This is a genomic window from Streptomyces sp. NPDC045022 (assembly GCF_056432605.1).
Genome location: NZ_JBWKIR010000005.1, coordinates 132,661 through 152,594, shown reverse-complemented (window position 1 = coordinate 152,594; position 19,934 = coordinate 132,661). Strand labels below are relative to the sequence as shown.

General features: G+C 68.6%; 17 protein-coding genes. 2 read left to right on the top strand and 15 right to left on the bottom strand.

Annotation, left to right across the window (positions count from 1 at the left end; all coding sequences use genetic code 11):
* Positions 1–33: 33 nt before the first annotated feature.
* Genes nuoN through AC07C1_RS11795 form a run of 14 tightly spaced genes read right to left on the bottom strand, consistent with a single transcriptional unit; the run spans position 34 to position 16,090 of the window.
* A complete protein-coding gene (gene nuoN, locus AC07C1_RS11860) occupies positions 34–1,683 on the bottom strand; it encodes an NADH-quinone oxidoreductase subunit NuoN (protein WP_478938556.1) in 1,650 nt (549 codons plus the stop codon).
* Positions 1,680–3,251, bottom strand: a complete 1,572-nt coding sequence (locus tag AC07C1_RS11855; RefSeq protein WP_478938555.1) for an NADH-quinone oxidoreductase subunit M — start codon at positions 3,249–3,251, stop codon at positions 1,680–1,682. Before AC07C1_RS11855 ends, nuoN begins: the two co-directional genes overlap by 4 nt.
* Before the next feature lie 5 nt (positions 3,252–3,256).
* Positions 3,257–5,203, bottom strand: a complete 1,947-nt coding sequence (gene nuoL, locus AC07C1_RS11850) for an NADH-quinone oxidoreductase subunit L (protein ID WP_478938554.1) — start codon at positions 5,201–5,203, stop codon at positions 3,257–3,259.
* 15 nt (positions 5,204–5,218) lie between these two features.
* Positions 5,219–5,518, bottom strand: coding sequence for an NADH-quinone oxidoreductase subunit NuoK (nuoK, locus tag AC07C1_RS11845; RefSeq protein ID WP_023547474.1), 300 nt, complete (start codon positions 5,516–5,518; stop codon positions 5,219–5,221).
* A complete protein-coding gene (locus AC07C1_RS11840) occupies positions 5,515–6,360 on the bottom strand; it encodes an NADH-quinone oxidoreductase subunit J (protein ID WP_478938553.1) in 846 nt (281 codons plus the stop codon). Before AC07C1_RS11840 ends, nuoK begins: the two co-directional genes overlap by 4 nt.
* The gene (gene nuoI / locus AC07C1_RS11835; protein WP_478938552.1) at positions 6,357–6,998 is read right to left on the bottom strand and encodes an NADH-quinone oxidoreductase subunit NuoI; all 642 of its coding nucleotides are present in this window, start codon (positions 6,996–6,998) and stop codon (positions 6,357–6,359) included. Before nuoI ends, AC07C1_RS11840 begins: the two co-directional genes overlap by 4 nt.
* Complete coding sequence (gene nuoH / locus AC07C1_RS11830) at positions 6,991–8,355, bottom strand: NADH-quinone oxidoreductase subunit NuoH (RefSeq protein WP_478938551.1); 1,365 nt, start codon at positions 8,353–8,355, stop codon at positions 6,991–6,993. Before nuoH ends, nuoI begins: the two co-directional genes overlap by 8 nt.
* On the bottom strand, positions 8,352–10,856 hold the full coding sequence (locus tag AC07C1_RS11825) for an NADH-quinone oxidoreductase subunit G (protein WP_478938550.1): 2,505 nt from the start codon (positions 10,854–10,856) through the stop codon (positions 8,352–8,354). Before AC07C1_RS11825 ends, nuoH begins: the two co-directional genes overlap by 4 nt.
* Complete coding sequence (gene nuoF / locus AC07C1_RS11820; protein ID WP_478938549.1) at positions 10,853–12,202, bottom strand: NADH-quinone oxidoreductase subunit NuoF; 1,350 nt, start codon at positions 12,200–12,202, stop codon at positions 10,853–10,855. Before nuoF ends, AC07C1_RS11825 begins: the two co-directional genes overlap by 4 nt.
* Positions 12,199–13,068 carry an NADH-quinone oxidoreductase subunit NuoE gene (gene nuoE / locus AC07C1_RS11815; RefSeq protein WP_478938548.1) on the bottom strand — a complete coding sequence of 290 codons (870 nt, stop codon included), beginning with the start codon at positions 13,066–13,068 and terminating at the stop codon, positions 12,199–12,201. The genes nuoF and nuoE overlap by 4 nt, the downstream gene beginning before the upstream one ends.
* Positions 13,065–14,405, bottom strand: coding sequence for an NADH-quinone oxidoreductase subunit D (locus AC07C1_RS11810; RefSeq protein ID WP_478938547.1), 1,341 nt, complete (start codon positions 14,403–14,405; stop codon positions 13,065–13,067). The genes nuoE and AC07C1_RS11810 overlap by 4 nt, the downstream gene beginning before the upstream one ends.
* Positions 14,402–15,166, bottom strand: coding sequence for an NADH-quinone oxidoreductase subunit C (locus tag AC07C1_RS11805; RefSeq protein WP_478938546.1), 765 nt, complete (start codon positions 15,164–15,166; stop codon positions 14,402–14,404). The genes AC07C1_RS11810 and AC07C1_RS11805 overlap by 4 nt, the downstream gene beginning before the upstream one ends.
* Positions 15,163–15,717 (bottom strand): NuoB/complex I 20 kDa subunit family protein, encoded by a 555-nt coding sequence (locus AC07C1_RS11800; RefSeq protein WP_030610600.1) that lies wholly within the window; start codon positions 15,715–15,717, stop codon positions 15,163–15,165. Before AC07C1_RS11800 ends, AC07C1_RS11805 begins: the two co-directional genes overlap by 4 nt.
* 13 nt (positions 15,718–15,730) lie before the next feature.
* Entirely contained in the window at positions 15,731–16,090 is a 360-nt protein-coding gene (locus AC07C1_RS11795; RefSeq protein ID WP_053654533.1) for an NADH-quinone oxidoreductase subunit A, read from the bottom strand.
* A 744-nt stretch (positions 16,091–16,834) separates the two neighbouring features.
* On the opposite strand from AC07C1_RS11795, the gene AC07C1_RS11790 reads away from it, so the two are divergent.
* A complete protein-coding gene (locus AC07C1_RS11790) occupies positions 16,835–17,665 on the top strand; it encodes a C40 family peptidase (protein WP_478938545.1) in 831 nt (276 codons plus the stop codon).
* Between the two features lie 254 nt (positions 17,666–17,919).
* On the top strand, positions 17,920–18,579 hold the full coding sequence (def, locus tag AC07C1_RS11785) for a peptide deformylase (protein WP_478938544.1): 660 nt from the start codon (positions 17,920–17,922) through the stop codon (positions 18,577–18,579).
* On the opposite strand, the gene AC07C1_RS11780 is transcribed toward def, so the two are convergent.
* A complete protein-coding gene (locus AC07C1_RS11780) occupies positions 18,554–19,837 on the bottom strand; it encodes a geranylgeranyl reductase family protein (RefSeq protein WP_478938543.1) in 1,284 nt (427 codons plus the stop codon). The genes def and AC07C1_RS11780 overlap by 26 nt on opposite strands.
* Positions 19,838–19,934 lie beyond the last annotated feature (97 nt).

Genomic DNA, 19,934 nt, shown 5'->3' with positions numbered 1-19,934 from the left:
GGGAACCGGGGCCGTACGGCCGTACCGCGCGCGTCAGCGCACGAACACTCCCGCCTGGCTCGCCAGGTCCAGGAAGTACTGCGGTGCCACACCGAGCACCAGCGTCACCGCCACGCCCACGCCGATCGCCGCCATGGTCAGCGGCGAGGGGACGGCCACGGTCGGGCCCTCGGGCCTCGGCTCGCTGAAGAACATCAGCACGATCACGCGGATGTAGAAGAACGCGGCGATCGCCGAGGAGATCACACCGACCACGACCAGCGGGGCCGCGCCGCCGTCCGCCGCCGCCTTGAACACGGCGAACTTACCCGCGAATCCGGAGGTCAGCGGAATACCGGCGAAGGCCAGCAGGAACACCGCGAACACCGCCGCGACCAGCGGTGAACGGCGGCCCAGGCCTGCCCACTTGGACAGGTGGGTCGCTTCGCCGCCCGCGTCGCGTACCAGCGTGACCACGGCGAACGCGCCGATCGTCACGAACGAGTACCCGGCCAGATAGAAGAGGACGGACGACACGCCGTCCTTCGAGGTGGCGATGACACCCGCGAGGATGAATCCGGCGTGCGCGATGGACGAGTACGCCAGCAGCCGCTTGATGTCGGTCTGCGTGATCGCGACGATCGCACCGCCCAGCATGGTGATGATCGCCACCGCCCACATGACCGGCCGCCAGTCCCAGCGCATACCGGGCAGCACGACGTACAGCAGGCGCAGCAGCGCGCCGAACGCCGCGACCTTCGTCGCCGCCGCCATGAAGCCGGTCACCGGGGTCGGCGCGCCCTGGTAGACGTCGGGCGTCCACATGTGGAACGGCACCGCGCCCACCTTGAACAGCAGGCCCATCACGATGAGCGCGCTGCCGAGCAGCAGCAGTGCGTCGTTGCCCATGGTGTTGGCGAGCGCCGGGTCGACGTTGGTGACCGTGCCGTCGACGACCTGTGCGATGCGCGCGTACGACACCGAGCCCGCGTAGCCGTACAGCAGGGCGATGCCGAACAGCGTGAACGCGGAGGCGAACGCGCCGAGCAGGAAGTACTTGACCGCGGCCTCCTGTGACATGAGCCGCTTGCGGCGGGCCAGCGCGCACAGCAGGTACAGCGGCAGGGAGAAGACCTCCAGGGCCACGAACAGCGTCAGCAGGTCGTTGGCCGACGGGAACACCAGCATGCCGGCGATGGCGAAGAGGAGCAGCGGGAAGACCTCGGTGGTGGTGAACCCGGCCTTCACGGCGGCCTTCTCGCTGTCGCTGCCCGGCACGGACGCGGCCTGTGCGGCGAACGAGTCGACCCGGTTGCCGTGCGCCGCCGGGTCCAGGCGCCGCTCGGCGAAGGTGAACAGGCCCACCAGGCCGGCCAGCACGATCGTGCCCTGCAGGAAGAGAGCCGGTCCGTCGACCGCGATCGCGCCCATGGCCGCGATGTGGGCCTTCGTGGTGCCGTACCCGTCGGCCGCGAGCGCGACGACGGCGGCGAACGCGGCGCACAGCGCGACGACGGACACGAACACCTGGGCGTAGTAGCGGGACTTGCGCGGGACGAACGCCTCGATGAGCACTCCGACCAGCGCCGCACCGACGACGATCAGGGTCGGCGACAATTGTCCGTATTCGATCTTCGGCGCGTCGATCTTCGAGATCGGGTCGGCCGCTGTTGTCCACAGGCTGTGGACGGCTGCTGTGCTCACTTGGCCGCCTCCACCGCGGGCTTGGGATCCTTCTTGTGTACGTCGGACATGGTCTGTTTGACCGCCGGGTTGACGATGTCCGTGACAGGCTTCGGGTAGACGCCCAGGAAGATCAACAGCACGACCAGCGGAGCGACGACCACCAGTTCGCGCGCGCGGAGGTCGGGCATCGCCGAGACCTCGGGCTTCACCGGACCCGTCATCGTCCGCTGGTACAGCACGAGGGTGTAGAGCGCGGCGAGGACGATGCCGAAGGTGGCGATGATGCCGATCGCCGGGTAACGCGTGAATGTGCCGACCAGCACCAGGAACTCACTCACGAACGGCGCGAGTCCGGGCAGCGAGAGGGTGGCGAGGCTCCCGATCAGGAAGGTGCCGGCGAGCACCGGGGCGACTTTCTGCACCCCTCCGTAGTCGGCGATGAGCCGCGAACCGCGCCGGGAGATCAGGAAGCCGGCGACCAGCATCAACGCGGCGGTGGAGATGCCGTGGTTGACCATGTAGAGCGTCGCGCCGGACTGGCCCTGGCTGGTCATCGCGAAGATGCCCATGATGATGAATCCGAAGTGCGAGATCGACGCGTAGGCCACCAGCCGCTTGATGTCCCGCTGGCCGACCGCCAGCAGCGCGCCGTAGACGATGCTGATCAGGGCCAGTACGAGGATCACGGGCGTCGCCCACTTGCTGGCCTCCGGGAACAACTGGAGGCAGAAGCGGAGCATCGCGAACGTGCCCACCTTGTCGACGACGGCGGTGATGAGGACGGCGACCGGGGCGGTGGCCTCCTGCATGGCGTTGGGCAGCCAGGTGTGCAGCGGCCACAGCGGCGCCTTCACCGCGAAGGCGAAGAAGAAGCCGAGGAACAGCCAGCGTTCGGTGTTCGTGGCCATGTGCAGCGAGCCGTTGGCGCGGGCCTCGGCGATCTCCGTGAGGCTGAAGTTCCCGGCGACCACGTAGAGGCCGATCACCGCGGCCAGCATGATCAGTCCGCCGACCAGGTTGTAGAGCAGGAACTTCACCGCCGCGTACGACCGCTGCGTGGCGGCCGTCTCCTCGCCGTGCTCGTGGGCGTGGTCCCCGAAGCCGCCGATGAGGAAGTACATCGGGATGAGCATGGCTTCGAAGAAGATGTAGAAGAGGAAGACGTCGGTGGCCTCGAACGAGATGATCACCATCGCCTCGACGGCGAGCATCAGCGCGAAGAAGCCCTGGGTGGGACGCCAGCGGCGGTTGCCGGTCTCCAGCGGATCGGCGTCGTGCCAGCCGGCGAGGATGATGAACGGGATCAGCAGGGCGGTGAGCGCGATCAGCGCCACCGCGATGCCGTCGACGCCGAGTTCGTAGCGGACTCCGAAGTCCTTGATCCAGGCGTGGGATTCGGTGAGCTGGTAGCGGTCGCCGCCCGGGTCGAAGCGGACCAGGACGACGATCGCCAGGGCGAGTGTGGCGAGCGAGACCAGCAGCGCCAGCCATTTTGCGGCGGTGCGCCGTGCGGCCGGTACGGCGGCCGTGGCGACGGCCCCGAGGGCCGGGAGCGCCGCCGTCGCTGTCAGCAGAGGAAAGGACATCGGTATCAGACCGCCCTCATCAGCAGGGTCGCGGCGACCAGGAGTGCCGCGCCGCCGAACATCGAGACCGCGTAGGAGCGGGCGAAGCCGTTCTGGAGCCGGCGCAGCCGCCCGGACAGACCGCCGAAGCCGGCGGCCGTGCCGTTGACGACGCCGTCGACCAGGGTGTGGTCGACGTACACCAGGGAGCGCGTCAGGTGCTCGCCGCCGCGCACCAGGACGACGTGGTTGAAGTCGTCCTGGAGCAGGTCGCGCCGGGCCGCGCGGGTGAGCAGCGAGCCGCGCGGGGCGACGGCCGGGACGGGCTTGCGGCCGTACTGCGCCCAGGCGATACCGACACCGATGACCAGGCAGACCATGGTCGCGCCGGTGACGGCGGCCGCGCTGAGCGGCGAGTCGCCCTCGCTGTGGCCCGTGACGGGCTCCAGCCAGTGCAGGAAGCGGTCGCCGATGCTGAAGAACGCACCGCCGAAGACCGAGCCGACGGCCAGCAGGATCATCGGGATCGTCATGACCTTCGGGGACTCGTGCGGGTGCGGCTCGGCATGCTCACCGTGGTGCTCGGCCGCGGGCTCCGCGCTCGGCGCCTCCGGGGAGCGAGTGGGTTGGTTCTTCCAACGCTCCTCCCCGAAGAAGGTCATCAGCATCACGCGCGTCATGTAGAAGGCGGTGATGGCCGCGCCCAGCAGGGCCGCGCCGCCGAGGATCCAGCCCTCGTTGCCGCCCTTGGCGAAGGCCGCCTCGATGATCTTGTCCTTGGAGAAGAAGCCCGACAGGCCCGGGAAACCGATGATCGCGAGGTAGCCGAGGCCGAAGGTGATGAACGTGATCGGCATGTACTTGCGCAGGCCGCCGTACTTGCGCATGTCGACCTCGTCGTTCATGCCGTGCATGACGGAACCGGCACCGAGGAACAGCCCGGCCTTGAAGAAGCCGTGCGTCACCAGGTGCATGATCGCGAAGACGTAGCCGATGGGGCCGAGGCCCGCCGCCAGCACCATGTAGCCGATCTGCGACATGGTCGAGCCGGCCAGAGCCTTCTTGATGTCGTCCTTCGCGCAACCGACGATCGCACCGAAGAGGAGCGTGACCGTGCCGACGACGGTGACGGCCAACTGGGCGTCGGGAGCGGCGTTGAAGATGGCACCGGAGCGGACGATCAGGTAGACGCCCGCGGTCACCATCGTCGCGGCGTGGATCAGGGCCGAGACCGGGGTCGGGCCCTCCATGGCGTCCCCGAGCCAGGACTGCAGCGGCACCTGGGCCGACTTGCCGCAGGCGGCGAGCAGCAGCATCAGGCCGATCGCGGTGAGCCTGCCCTCGGAAGTGTCCCCGGTGTGGCTGAGGACCGGACCGAAGGCGAAGCTGCCGAAGGTGGTGAACATCAGCATGATCGCGATCGACAGGCCCATGTCGCCGACACGGTTGACGAGGAAGGCCTTCTTCGCTGCCGTGGCGGCGCTGGGCTTGTGCTGCCAGAAACCGATCAGCAGGTAGGAGGCGAGACCGACGCCTTCCCAGCCGACGTACAGCAGCAGGTAGTTGTCGGCGAGGACGAGCAGCAGCATCGCCGCGAGGAACAGGTTCAGGTAGCCGAAGAAGCGACGGCGCCGCTCGTCGTGCTCCATGTACCCGACCGAGTACAGGTGGATCAGCGAGCCGACACCGGTGATCAGCAGCACGAACGTCATCGACAGCTGGTCCAGGCGGAAGGTGACGTCCGCCTGGAAGCTGCCGACCGAGATCCATGTCCACAGGTGCTGGGTCAGCGTGCGGTGTTCGGCGTTCTTTCCCAGCAGGTCGGTGAAAAGGATCAGGCCGAACACGAAGGACGCGGTCGACAGGAGCGTGCCGATCCAGTGGCCGACGCGGTCGAGGCGCCGGCCGCCGACCAGCAGGACGGCCGCTCCGAGCAGGGGCGCCGCGATGAGCAGCGCGATCAGGTTCTCCACGATTCTTCCGACCCCTTACAGCTTCATCAGGCTGGCGTCGTCGACCGAGGCCGAGTGGCGGGTACGGAACAGCGACACGATGATCGCGAGGCCCACCACGACCTCCGCGGCGGCGACGACCATCGTGAAGAAGGCGATGATCTGGCCGTCGAGGTTGCCGTGCATCCGGGAGAAGGTGACGAACGCGAGGTTGCAGGCGTTCAGCATCAGCTCGATGCACATGAAGACCACGATGGCGTTGCGGCGGATCAGGACGCCGGTCGCGCCGATCGTGAACAGCAGGGCGGCGAGGTAGAGGTAGTTGACCGGGTTCACTTCGACACCTCCTCGGGCCGCTTGAACGTCGTCGGCTCGATCGTCCTGCGCTCCAGGCGCTCCTCCGCGCGCTGCTCCAGCGCCCGCAGGTCGTTGAGCGCCTCCGCCGACACGTCACGGATCTGGCCCCGCTCACGCAGCGTCTTGTTGACCGTCAGCTCGGCAGGGGTGCCGTCGGGCAGCAGGCCCGCGATGTCCACGGCGTTGTGCCGGGCGTAGACACCGGGGGCGGGCAGCGGCGGCAGGTGCTTGCCCTCGCGGACGCGCTGCTCGGCAAGCTCACGCTGGGTCTTGGCGCGCTCGGTGCGCTCTCGGTGGGTGAGCACCATGGCGCCGACGGCGGCCGTGATGAGCAGGGCGCCGGTGATTTCGAACGCGAAGACGTACTTGGTGAAGATGAGGGACGCGAGGCCCTCCACATTGCCGTTGGCGTTCGCCTGGCCGGTGCCGTTGAACTCCTTCAGGGAGGCGTTGCCGATGCCGGCGAACAGCAGGACGCCGAAGCCGACCCCGCAGACAAGGGCCAGCCAGCGCTGGCCCTTGATGGTCTCCTTCAGCGAGTCCGCGGCCGTGACACCGACGAGCATCACCACGAACAGGAACAACATCATGATCGCGCCGGTGTAGACGACGATCTGCACGATGCCGAGGAAGTAGGCACCGTTGGCGAGGTAGAAGATGGCCAGGACGATCATGGTCCCGGCGAGGCAGAGCGCGCTGTGCACGGCCTTCTTCATGAAGACGGTGCACAGGGCGCCGATCACCGCGACGGTGCCGAGGACCCAGAACTGGAAGGCCTCACCCGTGGAAGTGGTGTAGGCGGCGAGTTGCTGCGCGCTCATCGGCCGATCACCTTCTCCGAGGCCGGCTCGTCCTCGCCGAAGGTGGAGGCGGCCTCCTGCGGGACCTCGCCATTGGAGACGGCGACCTGCCGTACGGTCCCCGACGCGGCCTCCGTGACCAGGCCCCGGTAGTAGTCCTGTTCGTCGGTCCCCGGGAAGATCGCGTGGGGCGTGTCGACCATGCCCTCTTCGAGGCCGGCGAGCAGCTGTTCCTTGGTGTAGATGAGGTTGGCGCGGCTGGAGTCGGCCAGTTCGAACTCGTTGGTCATGGTGAGCGCGCGGGTGGGGCACGCCTCGATGCACAGCCCGCACAGGATGCAGCGGGCGTAGTTGATCTGGTAGACGCGGCCGTACCGCTCGCCGGGCGAGTAGCGCTCCTCGTCGGTGTTGTCGGCGCCCTCTACGTAGATGGCGTCCGCGGGGCAGGCCCAGGCGCACAGCTCGCAGCCGACGCACTTCTCCAGGCCGTCCGGATGGCGGTTGAGCTGGTGCCGTCCGTGGAACCGCGGAGCCGTGGTCTTCTGCTGCTCGGGATACTGCTCGGTGAGCCGCTTCTTGAACATGGCCTTGAAGGTCACGCCGAAGCCGGCCACGGGGTTCTGGAAACCGGGCTTGGTCTCCTTGGGTTCCTCAGCCATCGGACGCCTCCTTTCCATCCGTAGGTCCGTCACTGACAGTGTCCGACCCACCACTGACAATCAGCTCGCGCTCGCGGCGCGAGCGGCGCCTGGGCACCGGCGGCAGCTCCTGTCCGGGCAGCGGCGGCACGGGGAATCCGCCCGCCATCGGGTCGAACGCGGGCTGCTCGGCGCTGGGCTGCTCGGTCGTCTTCGACTTCTCGCGGAACATGTCGGCGACGAAGGAGATCAGCAGCAGCGCGAGAACGCCGCCGCCCACGTAGAGGGCGATGTCGGCGAAGTCGTAGTTCTCGTTGCGCAGGGCCCGCACGGTCGCGACCAGCATCAGCCACGTCACGGAGACCGGGATGAGCACCTTCCAGCCGAGCTTCATCAGCTGGTCGTAGCGGACGCGAGGAAGCGTGCCGCGCAGCCAGATGAAGAAGAACAGCAGCAGCTGGACCTTGATGACGAACCAGAGCATCGGCCACCAGCCGTGGTTCGCACCCTCCCAGAAGGTGCTGATCGGCCACGGGGCGCGCCAGCCACCGAGGAACAAGGTGGCCGACACGGCCGAGACCGTCACCATGTTGACGTACTCGGCGAGCATGAACAGCGCGAACTTGATCGACGAGTACTCGGTGTTGAAGCCACCGACCAGGTCGCCCTCGGACTCCGGCATGTCGAAGGGGGCGCGGTTGGTCTCGCCGACCATCGTGACGATGTAGAGGATGAAGGAGACCGGCAGCAGCAGGATGTACCAGCGGTCGTGCTGCTGCTCGACGATCGTGGACGTCGACATCGACCCCGAGTAGAGGAACACGGAGGCGAACGCGGCGCCCATGGCGATCTCGTACGAGATCATCTGCGCGCAGGAGCGGAGGCCGCCCAGCAGCGGGTACGTCGATCCGGAACTCCAACCCGCGAGGACGATGCCGTAGATGCCGACAGAGGCGACCGCGAGGATGTAGAGCATCGCGATCGGCAGGTCTGTGAGCTGCATCGTGGTGCGGTGGCCGAAGATCGAGATCTCGTTGTCGGCCGGCCCGAAGGGAATCACCGCGATCGCCATGAAGGCCGGGATGGCCGCGACGATCGGCGCGAGGACGTAGACCACCTTGTCGGCGCGCTTGACGATGACGTCTTCCTTGAGCATCAGCTTCACGCCGTCGGCGAGCGACTGGAGCATGCCCCAGGGGCCGTGCCGGTTGGGGCCGATGCGCAGCTGCATCCAGGCGACGACCTTGCGCTCCCAGACGATGGAGAACAGCACGGTCACCATCAGGAAGGCAAAGCAGAACACCGCCTTGACGACGACCAGCCACCAGGGGTCGTGGCCGAACATCGAGAGGTCTTCAGCGGCGAGATACGACGTCATGCCTCCACCTCCTTGCGGGCCTCTTCGGCGAGTACCGCCGGGCCGATGCGGACGAGAGAGCCGGGATGCGCCCCGGTGTCGGAGGCGACGCCCGCCCCCACGGAGTTCAGCGGGAGCCAGACCACCCGGTCGGGCATCTCCGTGATCCGAATCGGGAGTTCGACGGTGCCGGCCGGTCCGGTAACGGCCAGGACGCCGCCGTCCTCGACGCCGACCTCGGCGGCGGTCGCGAGCGACACGCGCGCGCGGGCGGCGTGCCGGGTTCCGGCGAGCGCTTCGTCGCCGTGCTGCAGGACGCCCTGGTCCAGCAGCAGCCGGTGCCCGGCGAGTACTGCCTCACCGGCGGCCGGCCGGGGCAGCACGCCCGCGGCCTCCACGGGCTCGGAGGCCCTCGGGCCGTCCCAGGCGCCGAGCCGGTCGATCTCCGCGCGCGTGGTACGCAGGTCCGGCAGGCCCAGGTGGACGTCCATGGCGTCGGCCAGCATCTGCAGCACGCGTGTGTCGGTCGGGGCGAGGCGGCGGGTCATCTGCTCGGGCTTGAGTGCGGCCTCGAAGAAGCGCACCCTGCCTTCCCAGTTGAGGAAGGTGCCCGCCTTTTCCGCGACCGCGGCGACCGGCAGGACCACGGCGGCGTGCTCGGTTACCTCGCTGGGCCGCAGATCCAGCGACACCAGGAAGCCGACGCTTTCGAGCGCCTCACGCGCGCGTGCCGGATCCGGCAGGTCGGCGACCTCCACACCGGCGACCACGAGAGCGGACAGTTCGCCGGTGGCGGCGGCCTCGATGATCTGGTGGGTGTCGCGGCCGTACCGCAGCGGCAGTTCGGCGAGCCCCCAGGCGGCGGCGACCTGCTCCCGCGCGCGCGGGTCGGTCGCGGGGCGACCGCCCGGCAGCAGCGAGGGCAGCGCGCCGGCCTCGACAGCGCCGCGCTCCCCGGCCCGCCGCGGGATCCACACCAGCTGGGCGCCGGTCGCGTCGGCGGCGCGTACGGCGGCGGTGAGGCCGCCGGCGACTCCGGCGAGCCGCTCGCCGACGACGATCACCGCGCCCTCGGTGCGCAGCGCCTCGGCGGCCTTCGTGCCCGGTTCCTCCAGGCCGACACCGCTTGCGAGGGCGTCCAGCCACTCGGTCTCGGTGCCGGGAGCGGCCGGCAGCAGGGTGCCGCCCGCCTTCTCCAGGCCACGGGTGGCGTGTGTGGCCAGCGCGAACACCTTCTGCTTGCGCTTGCGCCAGGCCTTGCGCAGCCGCAGGAAGACGCCGGGTGCCTCTTCCTCCGACTCGAACCCGACCAGCAGGACCGCGGGGGCCTTCTCAAGGGCGGTGTACGTGACGCCCGTACCGTCGAGGTCACGGCCCCGGCCGGCCACCCGGGCCGCCAGGAAGTCGGCTTCCTCGCCGCTGTGCACGCGCGCGCGGAAGTCGATGTCGTTGGTGTCGAGAGCCACGCGCGCGAACTTGCTGTAGGCGTACGCGTCCTCGACGGTCAGGCGGCCGCCGGTGAGGACACCGGCCCGGGAACGGGCGGCGGTGAGCCCGCGCGCAGCCGCTTCGAGCGCCTCCGGCCAGGAAGCGGGCTCGAGGACGCCCTCGGCGTTGCGCAGCAGCGGGGTGTCGAGGCGGTCCTTGAGCTGCGCGTACCGGAACGCGAAGCGTCCCTTGTCGCAGATCCACTCCTCGTTGACCTCGGGGTCGTCGCCGGCGAGCCGCCGCATGACCTTGCCGCGCCGGTGGTCGGTGCGGGTGGCGCAGCCGCCCGCACAGTGCTCGCACACCGACGGGGAGGAGACCAGGTCGAAGGGGCGGGAGCGGAAACGATAGGCCGCCGAGGTGAGCGCGCCGACCGGGCAGATCTGGATGGTATTGCCGGAGAAGTACGACTCGAACGGGTCGCCCTCGCCGGTGCCGACCTGCTGGAGCGCGCCCCGCTCGACCAGCTCGATCATCGGGTCGCCCGCGATCTGGTTGGAGAAACGGGTGCAGCGGGCGCACAGGACGCACCGCTCGCGGTCGAGCAGCACCTGCGTGGAGATCGGCACCGGCTTCTCGTACGTCCGCTTCTTTCCCTCGAAGCGCGACTCGGCGTTGCCGTGTGACATGGCCTGGTTCTGCAGCGGGCACTCGCCGCCCTTGTCGCAGACCGGGCAGTCCAGCGGGTGGTTGATGAGCAGCAGCTCCATCACACCGTGCTGGGCCTTCTCGGCGACCGGTGAGGTGAGGTGGGTCTTGACGACCATGCCGTCCGTGCACGTGATGGTGCAGGACGCCATCGGCTTGCGCTGGCCCTCGACCTCGACGATGCACTGGCGGCAGGCACCGGCGGGGTCCAGGAGGGGGTGGTCGCAGAAACGCGGGATCTCGATGCCGAGCTGCTCGGCGGCCCTGATGACCAGGGTGCCCTTGGGCACGCTGATCTCGACGCCGTCGATCGTCAGCGTGACGAGGTCTTCCGGCGGGACCGCCGCCCCTCCCCCTCCGGAGGGAGCACTGGTGGTCACGGTCATGCGTTCACCTCCGGGCGGTCCGCCCAGGCCGTCGACTTGGCCGGGTCGAAGGGACAGCCCCGGCCCGTGATGTGCTGCTCGTACTCCGCACGGAAGTACTTCAGCGAGGAGAAGATGGGGGATGCGGCGCCGTCACCCAGGGCGCAGAAGGACTTGCCGTTGATGTTGTCGGCGATGTCGTTCAGCTTGTCGAGGTCGGACATGACGCCCTTGCCGGCCTCGATGTCCCGCAGCAACTGCACCAGCCAGTAGGTCCCTTCGCGGCACGGCGTGCACTTGCCGCAGGACTCGTGGGCGTAGAACTCGGTCCAGCGGGTCACCGCCCGCACCACGCAGGTCGTCTCGTCGAAGCACTGCAGGGCCTTGGTGCCGAGCATGGAGCCGGCGGCGCCCACCCCCTCGTAATCGAGGGGAACGTCGAGGTGCTCGTCGGTGAACATCGGCGTCGAGGAACCGCCCGGCGTCCAGAACTTGAGGCGATGCCCGGGCCGCATTCCGCCGCTCATGTCGAGGAGCTGGCGGAGTGTGATGCCGAGCGGTGCCTCGTACTGGCCGGGGCTCGCGACATGGCCGCTGAGCGAGTAGAGCGTGAAGCCGGGTGACTTCTCGCTCCCCATCGACCTGAACCAGTCCTTGCCCTTTTGCAGGATGGCGGGAACTGACGCGATCGACTCGACGTTATTCACCACAGTCGGACAGGCGTAGAGGCCTTCCACCGCAGGGAAGGGGGGACGGAGCCGCGGTTGACCACGGCGGCCTTCTAGCGAGTCGAGCAGTGCGGTCTCCTCACCGCAGATGTACGCGCCGGCGCCGGCGTGCACGGTGAGTTCGAGGTCGAGTCCGCTGCCCAGGATGTTCTCGCCGAGGTAGCCCGCCGCGTAGGCCTCGCGCACGGCCTCGTGCAACCGCCGCAGAACGGGGACGACCTCACCACGCAGATAGATGAAGGCATGCGACGACCTGATGGCATAGCACGCGATCACAATGCCCTCGATGAGGCTGTGCGGGTTCGCGAAGAGGAGCGGGATGTCCTTACAGGTGCCAGGCTCCGACTCGTCGGCGTTGACAACTAGATAGTGCGGTTTTCCATCCCCCTGCGGAATGAACTGCCACTTCATTCCGGTCGGGAATCCCGCGCCGCCGCGCCCGCGCAGACCGGAGTCCTTGACGTACGCGATCAGGTCGTCCGGCGACATGGCGAGCGCCTTGCGGAGCCCCTCGTACCCCTCGTGCCTCCGGTAGACGTCCAGAGTCCAGGACCGGTCCTCGTCCCAGAAGGCCGACAGCACGGGTGCGAGCAGCTTCTCCGGGCTCGTGTCCTTGACCTCGGGTGCCACGGTCATCACTCCCCCTCCTCGGCGGTAGGCCCTGCCGGGTGAGCCGGGTCGGAGGCCGATGTGTCCTGCGGCGCGTCATGAGAACTGAGGTGCTCGGCCGGCGACGGCTCGTGCACCCTGTCCTGCGGTTCGTCGTGCGGACCGCCGTCGCGCGGATGGACCACGCGCGCGGGTGCGGCCTCTCCCCTTGCCAGGCGAAGGCCCACCAGCGACGCGGGTCCCGCACCGCCGCTCTCCTCGACGGCCCCTGGCCGCTCGTCGGGGAATCCGGCCAGGATCCGCGCGGTCTCCTTGAACGTGCACAGCCGCGCCCCGCGGGTGGGCTGCACGGGCCGTTCCGCACGCAGATCGTCGACCAGGCGCTTGGCGCTGCCCGGCGTCTGGTTGTCGAAGAACTCCCAGTTGACCATCACGACCGGCGCGAAGTCGCAGGCCGCGTTGCACTCGATGTGCTCCAGGGTGACCTTGCCGTCGTCGGTGGTCTCGCCGTTGCCGACGCCCAGGTGCTCCTGGAGGCTCTCGAAGATCGCGTCGCCGCCCATGACCGCGCACAGCGTGTTGGTGCAGACGCCGACCTGGTAGTCACCGGACGGCTTGCGCCGGTACATGGTGTAGAAGGTGGCGACGGCGGTGACCTCGGCCGTGGTCAGGTCCAGCATGTCCGCGCAGAACCGCATCCCGGTGCGCGTGACGTGGCCCTCCTCCGCCTGTACGAGGTGAAGCAGCGGCAGCAGTGCGGACCGGGAGTCCGGGTAGCGCGCGATCACCTCGCGCGCGTCCGCCTCCAGCCGGGCGCGGACGTCGTCCGGGTACGTGGGCGCGGGCAGCTCGGGCATGCCCAGGCTGACGCCCCGCTCCGAAGAAGAGGTGGTCACCGGTCGACGCCTCCCATCACGGGGTCGATGGACGCGACGGCGACGATCACGTCGGCGACCTGGCCGCCCTCGCACATCGCCGCCATGGCCTGCAGGTTGGTGAAGGACGGGTCACGGAAGTGGACCCGATAGGGGCGGGTGCCGCCGTCGGAGACGGCATGCACCCCGAGTTCGCCCTTGGGCGACTCGACGGCCGCGTACGCCTGTCCCGGCGGGACGCGGAAGCCCTCGGTGACCAGCTTGAAGTGGTGGATCAGGGCCTCCATGGAGGTGCCCATGATCTTCTTGATGTGGTCAAGGGAGTTGCCGAGCCCGTCCGGTCCCAGGGCGAGCTGGGCGGGCCAGGCGATCTTCTTGTCGGCGACCATGACCGGGCCGGGCTGGAGCCGGTCCAGGCACTGCTGGATGATCTCGAGCGACTGGCGCATCTCCTCCAGGCGCACGAGGAAACGGCCGTAGGCGTCGCAGCTGTCGGCGGTCGGGACGTCGAAGTCGTACGTCTCGTAGTCGCAGTACGGCTGCGTCTTGCGCAGGTCGTGCGGCAGGCCGGTGGAGCGCAGGATCGGGCCGGTGGCGCCGAGGGCCATGCAGCCGGCCAGGTCGAGGTAGCCGACGTCCTGCATGCGTGCCTTGAAGATGGGGTTCCCGGTGGCGAGCTTGTCGTACTCCGGGAGGTTCTTCTTCATCTTCTTCACGAACTCGCGGATCTGGTCCACCGCGCCGGGCGGCAGGTCCTGGGCGAGTCCGCCGGGGCGGATGTACGCGTGGTTCATGCGCAGGCCCGTGATGAGCTCGTAGAGATCGAGAATCATCTCACGATCACGGAATCCGTAGATCATGATGGTGGTGGCGCCCAGCTCCATGCCGCCGGTGGCGATGCACACCAGGTGGGAGGAGAGCCGGTTCAGCTCCATCAGGAGCACCCGGATGATCTTGGTGCGTTCGGTGATCTGGTCCTCGATGCCGAGGAGCTTCTCGACGGCGAGGCAGTAGGCGGTCTCGTTGAAGAAGGACGTCAGGTAGTCCATGCGCGTGACGAAGGTGGTGCCCTGCGTCCACGTGCGGTACTCGAGGTTCTTCTCGATGCCGGTGTGCAGGTAGCCGATGCCGCAGCGGGCCTCGGTGACCGTCTCGCCCTCGATCTCCAGGATCAGGCGGAGCACTCCGTGGGTGGACGGGTGCTGGGGGCCCATGTTGACGACGATGCGCTCGTCGTCGGCGCGGGCCGCGGACTGGACGACCTCGTCCCAGTCGCCACCGGTGACCGTATATACGGTGCCCTCGGTGGTCTCGCGTGCCGAAGCGGCGGAGGCCGCGGATGCTGACTGCGTGCTCACGAGTACGACCTCCGCTGGTCCGGAGCCGGAATCTGGGCGCCCTTGTACTCGACGGGGATGCCGCCGAGCGGGTAGTCCTTGCGCTGCGGGTGGCCCTGCCAGTCGTCCGGCATCATGATCCGCGTCAGCGCCGGGTGACCGTCGAAGACGATCCCGAAGAAGTCGTAGGTCTCGCGCTCGTGCCAGTCGTTGGTGGGATACACGGAGACCAGGGACGGGATGTGCGGGGCGCTGTCGGGGGCGCTCACCTCGAGGCGGATCAGCCGGTTGTGGGTGATCGAGCGCAGGTGGTAGACGGCGTGCAGTTCCCGGCCCTTGTCGTGCGGGTAGTGGACGCCGCTGACGCCGGTGCACAGTTCGAAGCGCAGGGCCGGATCGTCGCGCAGGGTGCGGGCGACGCGGACCAGGTGTTCGCGTTCGACGTGGAAGGTCAGCTCTCCGCGGTCGACGACCGTCCTCTCGATGGCGTTCTCGGGGAGGAGTCCCTGCTCCTCCAGAGCGCCTTCCAGTTCGTCGGCGACCTCGTCGAACCAGCCGCCGTAGGGGCGGGTCGCCGGTCCCGGGAGTCGGACCGAGCGGACCAGACCGCCGTAGCCGGAGGTGTCACCGGCCTTGTCGGCGCCGAACATGCCGCGCTGGACGCGGATCTCCTCGCCGCCCTGGCCGCGCTGACCGGGGAGGTTGGAGGCGGCGAGGTCCTTCTCGGGGTTCACCCCGTTCGGGGAGCCGTTCCCGCCGTTGGTGCCGTTCGCGTCGCTCACCGCAGCAGCCCCTTCATCTCGATCGTGGGCAGGGCCTTGAGCGCCGCCTCCTCCGCCTCACGGGCCGCTTCCTCGGCGTTGACGCCGAGCTTGGAGGACTGGATCTTCTGGTGGAGCTTGAGGATCGCGTCCAGCAGCATCTCGGGGCGAGGCGGGCAGCCGGGGAGATAGATGTCGACCGGCACGATGTGGTCGACGCCCTGGACGATCGCGTAGTTGTTGAACATGCCGCCCGAGGAGGCGCAGACGCCCATGGAGATCACCCACTTCGGGTTGGGCATCTGGTCGTAGACCTGCCTCAGGACCGGCGCCATCTTCTGGCTGACCCGGCCGGCGACGATCATCAGGTCCGCCTGGCGCGGCGAGCCGCGGAAGACCTCCATGCCGAAGCGGGCCAGGTCGTACCGGCCGGCGCCGGTGGTCATCATCTCGATGGCGCAGCAGGCGAGGCCGAAGGTGGCAGGGAAGACGGACGCCTTGCGCACCCAGCCCGCGGCCTGCTCGACGGTGGTCAGCAGGAAGCCGCTCGGCAGCTTTTCTTCGAGTCCCATGTCTAAAGGCCCCTCAGTCCCATTCCAGGCCGCCGCGCCGCCATACGTACGCGTACGCGACGAAGACGGTGAGCACGAAGAGCAGCATCTCCACGAGCCCGAAAATCCCCAGGGCGTCGAAGGTGACGGCCCAGGGGTAGAGGAAGACGATCTCGATGTCGAAGACGATGAAGAGCATCGCCGTCAGGTAGTACTTGATGGGGAAGCGCCCGCCGCCGGCCGGCGTGGGGGTCGGCTCGATGCCGCACTCGTAGGCATCGAGCTTCGCGCGGTTGTACCGCTTCGGACCGATCAGCGTGGCCATGACCACGGAGAAGATCGCAAAGCCTGCCCCGAGGGCTCCCAGTACGAGGATGGGCGCATACGCGTTCACCGCTCCTCGCTCCTCTCAGTCGGCGCTGACTGCTGGCGGTTGCACTGGGCTCACACGAGCCTCACCGGTCCCACGAACCCCGCTCGTCCCGGGCGAAGATCGCGAACATGTGAAGCAGGTCACAAGCCCAACTGCCTCGCATCTTATGCCTGCCGCTCTGTGATCTGCGACACGGGGTATTGCACAAGCTTTGTGATCTCCACCACCTGACGAACGATCATGAAGTCGGATGATGAGTGATCTTCACACCGGAAGCGTTCACTTGATCACCAGAAGTGACATTTTGGCTTGTCATCGCAGGCTGGAGGGGGCGTCTCCATATCAAGAGGCTTCCGTTGCATGCAAATTCGTGTTGGACGCGGGGGGCTGATAGTGGGACGCGTTCACACATCAGAGGGACGGTCGGGCGGGATGTGGACGAGGGTCCGGGTGCGTGCACGCATTCACGAGCTCCGCGCACACCGGACGCCGCCCTTCCGATAACCGTTCCGTGATCTCCGCCACATCGATGAGAGATCCATGAGAACCGGGCTTGGCCAACCATCCCAACCAGTGGTAGGTGGGGGGCAATTCGGACGTAATGATCAAAGACCGTGATCAAGGGCTTGATCACGTGCGTCCGCAATGTCCGTTACGGCGTCAATAAAGAACGACACGCCCGGGATTCGGGGTACGGATTGAACAACTGTGGCGCACCACACGTTTCTTGAAGATATGAAGGAGCCCCTGGTACCGGTTGTTCCCATGCCCCACACCGCTCACATACGCAGCCACCGGAAGCCCCGCCGCAGCGCGTCGTCCCTCGCGATGCGGGCCGGAGTTGCCGGTGGCGTCCTCAGCACCCTGGCAGTCGCCGGGGCGTCCGGTTCGGCGAACGCTGCCGAGCCGGTGACGCAGACCCTCGAACTGCCCACCCTGACGGCCGATCTGGCCGCTCAGGCAGCCAAGTCCGCGGATGCCACGCAGCAGGCGGCCGCGAACTACCAGCTGCAGGCCGAGCGTGACGCGGCCGCCGCAAAGGCCGCGAAGCAGGCCAAGGCGGACCTCGCGGAGGCGAAGAAGAAGGCGGCCGAGGCCAAGAAGAAGGCCGAGGAAGCCGCCCGCAAGGAGGCCGCCGCGCGCGCCTCCCGCAGCGCGGAGCGGACGACGCTCTCCACCACGGCGAGCACCGGCACCACGTCCACCAGCACGTCCACGTCCACATCCACGTCCACGTCCACCGGTTCGGTCGCCGCGGTCATCAGCTTCGTCAAGGCCCAGGTCGGCAAGGCGTACGTCTCCGGCGCCACCGGCCCCTCCGCCTATGACTGCTCCGGCCTGGTGCAGACGGCCTTCAAGCAGGTCGGCATCAGCCTGCCGCGCGTCTCCCAGGACCAGTCGACCGCCGGCACCCAGGTCTCGCTGAGCAGCCTGCAGCCGGGCGACATCCTGTACTGGGGCGGCGCGGGCAGCGCGTACCACGTGGCGGTGTACGTCGGCGACGGTATGTTCGTCGGTGCGCAGAACCCCTCCAGCGGCGTCGTGGAGAAGCCGCTGTCGTACGACCCGCCCACCGGCGCCGTGCGGGTGCTCTGAGAGCACCTCGCACCTCTCACGCGCGTAGGGCCGCAGCCGCTCGGGGCCAGCGGCCCTTGCGCCTTTCCCGCGCCGCTGGGCTCGCGGCTTCTCCGCGCTGCCCGGCAGCGCGGCTGCTCCGCGGTGCACAGCTCGCGGTTTCTCCGGCCTGCACAGCTCACGGCTCCTCCCGCCTGCCCGGCCCCGCTCTTCCCTGCCATGCTCGGCTCGGGCCGCTGGACGGCGGTTCGTCAGCGAGCGAAGGAGACAGCGCGATGCCACGCGTGTTCGTGCAGGGAAGCCCCGTCGACCACTACCCCCGGTATGCACCCGAGGCCGGGCGCGGTGCGGTGCGCCGCGTCACCGAGGTCGGTGAGGAGGTGCTGCACAGGCCGTGCCGGGACATCACGGAGTTCGGGCCCGACCTCGCCGCGCTCATCGACGACATGTTCCTCACCATGTACGTCGCCGACGGAGCGGGACTGGCGGCCAATCAGGTCGGGGTCGATCTCCGTCTGTTCGTGTACGACTGCCCCGATGACGACGGTATCCGGCATGTCGGACACATCGTGAACCCGGTGCTCGAAACGCCCTTGAGCGGGCGACGCCTGCTGGACGAGGGCGAGGGCTGTCTGTCGGTGCCGGGTGCCGTGATGGCCGTGCCGCGGCCGGACCGGGCCGTCGTACGCGGCCAGGACAAGGACGGCACAGCGCTGGTCGTCGAGGGCACGGGGTACTTCGCGCGCTGCCTCGCCCACGAGACCGACCACACCAACGGGTACGTCTACTTGGACCGGCTCTCCAAGCGGGAGAAAAAGGACGCGCTGCGGCAGATGGCGGACCGGCGGGACGAGGTGCGCGCCCACCGGGCCGCCAAGGCCGAGGCCCTGAGCCGGTCCCAGGGGATGCTCACGCCTTCGGAGCCGCCTTGCTGAGGCCGTTGATGATGCGGTCCATCGCGTCGCCGCCCGTGGGGTCGGTGAGGTTCGCGAGCAGCTTCAGGGTGAACTTCATCAGCAGCGGATGCGTGAGGCCGCGCTGGGCGGCGATCTGCATGACCTTCGGGTTGCCGATGAGCTTCACGAAAGCGCGGCCGAGGGTGTAGTAGCCGCCGTAGGTGTCCTTGAGGACGCGCGGGTAGCGCTGCAGGGCGATCTCGCACTGGGCCGGCGTGGCCCGCGCGTGGGCCTGGACGATGACGTCGGCGGCGATCTGGCCGGACTCCATGGCGTAGGCGATGCCTTCGCCGTTGAAGGGGTTCACCAGGCCGCCGGCGTCGCCGACGAGCAGCAGGCCCTTGGTGTAGTGCGGCTGGCGGTTGAAGGCCATGGGGAGCGCCGCGCCCCGGATGGGGCCGGTCATGTTCTCGGGGGTGTAGCCCCACTCCGCCGGCATGGAGGCGCACCAGGCCTTGAGGACCTCGCGCCAGTCCAGTTCCTTGAAGGATGCGGAGGTGTTGAGCACGCCGAGGCCGACGTTGGAAGTGCCGTCGCCCATGCCGAAGACCCAGCCGTAGCCGGGGAGCAGACGGTCCTGGGCGCCGCGGCGGTCCCACAGCTCCAGCCAGGACTCCAGGTAGTCGTCGTCGTGGCGGGGCGAGGTGAAGTACGTGCGCACCGCGACCCCCATGGGGCGGTCCTCGCGGCGGTGCAGGCCCATCGCGAGGGACAGGCGCGTGGAGTTGCCGTCGGCGGCGACGACGAGCGGCGCGCGGAAGGTGACCTCGCGCTTCTCCTCGCCGAGCTTGGCGGTCACACCGGTGATGCGGCCGGTGCGGTCGTCGACGATCGGCGAGGCCACGTTGCAGCGCTCGTACAGGCGGGCGCCGGCCTTCTGGGCGTTGCGGGCGAGCTGCTCGTCGAAGTCGTCGCGCTTGCGGACCAGACCGTAGTCGGGGAAGGAGGCGAGATCCGGCCAGTCCAGCTGGAGACGGCTGCCGCCGCCGATGATGCGCAGACCCTTGTTGCGCAGCCAGCCGGCCTCTTCGGAGATGTCGATGCCCATGGCGACGAGCTGCTTGACCGCGCGCGGGGTGAGGCCGTCACCGCAGACCTTCTCGCGCGGGAACTCGGTCTTCTCCAGGAGCAGGACGTCGAGGCCGGCCTTGGCGAGGTGGTACGCGGTCGTGGAGCCGGCTGGCCCCGCGCCCACGACGATCACATCGGCGGTGTGGTCGGAGAGGGGCTCGGTCACGGCGGGATTCTCCCCAAGGTTCGAAATCTGCGTGCCGACCGGCACTGGACATGGGCAGTCTATTCAGCAGAATTGATCACCCGTCTGAAGGGCTGCC

Coding starts and splice junctions, on each gene's coding strand:
- AC07C1_RS11855 (WP_478938555.1), bottom strand. CDS start 3,251: ATGTCCTTTCCTCTGCTGACAGCGACGGCGGCGCTCCCGGCCCTCGGG.
- AC07C1_RS11840 (WP_478938553.1), bottom strand. CDS start 6,360: ATGAGCGCGCAGCAACTCGCCGCCTACACCACTTCCACGGGTGAGGCC.
- nuoI (WP_478938552.1), bottom strand. CDS start 6,998: ATGGCTGAGGAACCCAAGGAGACCAAGCCCGGTTTCCAGAACCCCGTG.
- nuoH (WP_478938551.1), bottom strand. CDS start 8,355: ATGACGTCGTATCTCGCCGCTGAAGACCTCTCGATGTTCGGCCACGAC.
- AC07C1_RS11825 (WP_478938550.1), bottom strand. CDS start 10,856: ATGACCGTGACCACCAGTGCTCCCTCCGGAGGGGGAGGGGCGGCGGTC.
- AC07C1_RS11800 (WP_030610600.1), bottom strand. CDS start 15,717: ATGGGACTCGAAGAAAAGCTGCCGAGCGGCTTCCTGCTGACCACCGTC.
- AC07C1_RS11790 (WP_478938545.1), top strand. CDS start 16,835: ATGCCCCACACCGCTCACATACGCAGCCACCGGAAGCCCCGCCGCAGC.
- def (WP_478938544.1), top strand. CDS start 17,920: ATGCCACGCGTGTTCGTGCAGGGAAGCCCCGTCGACCACTACCCCCGG.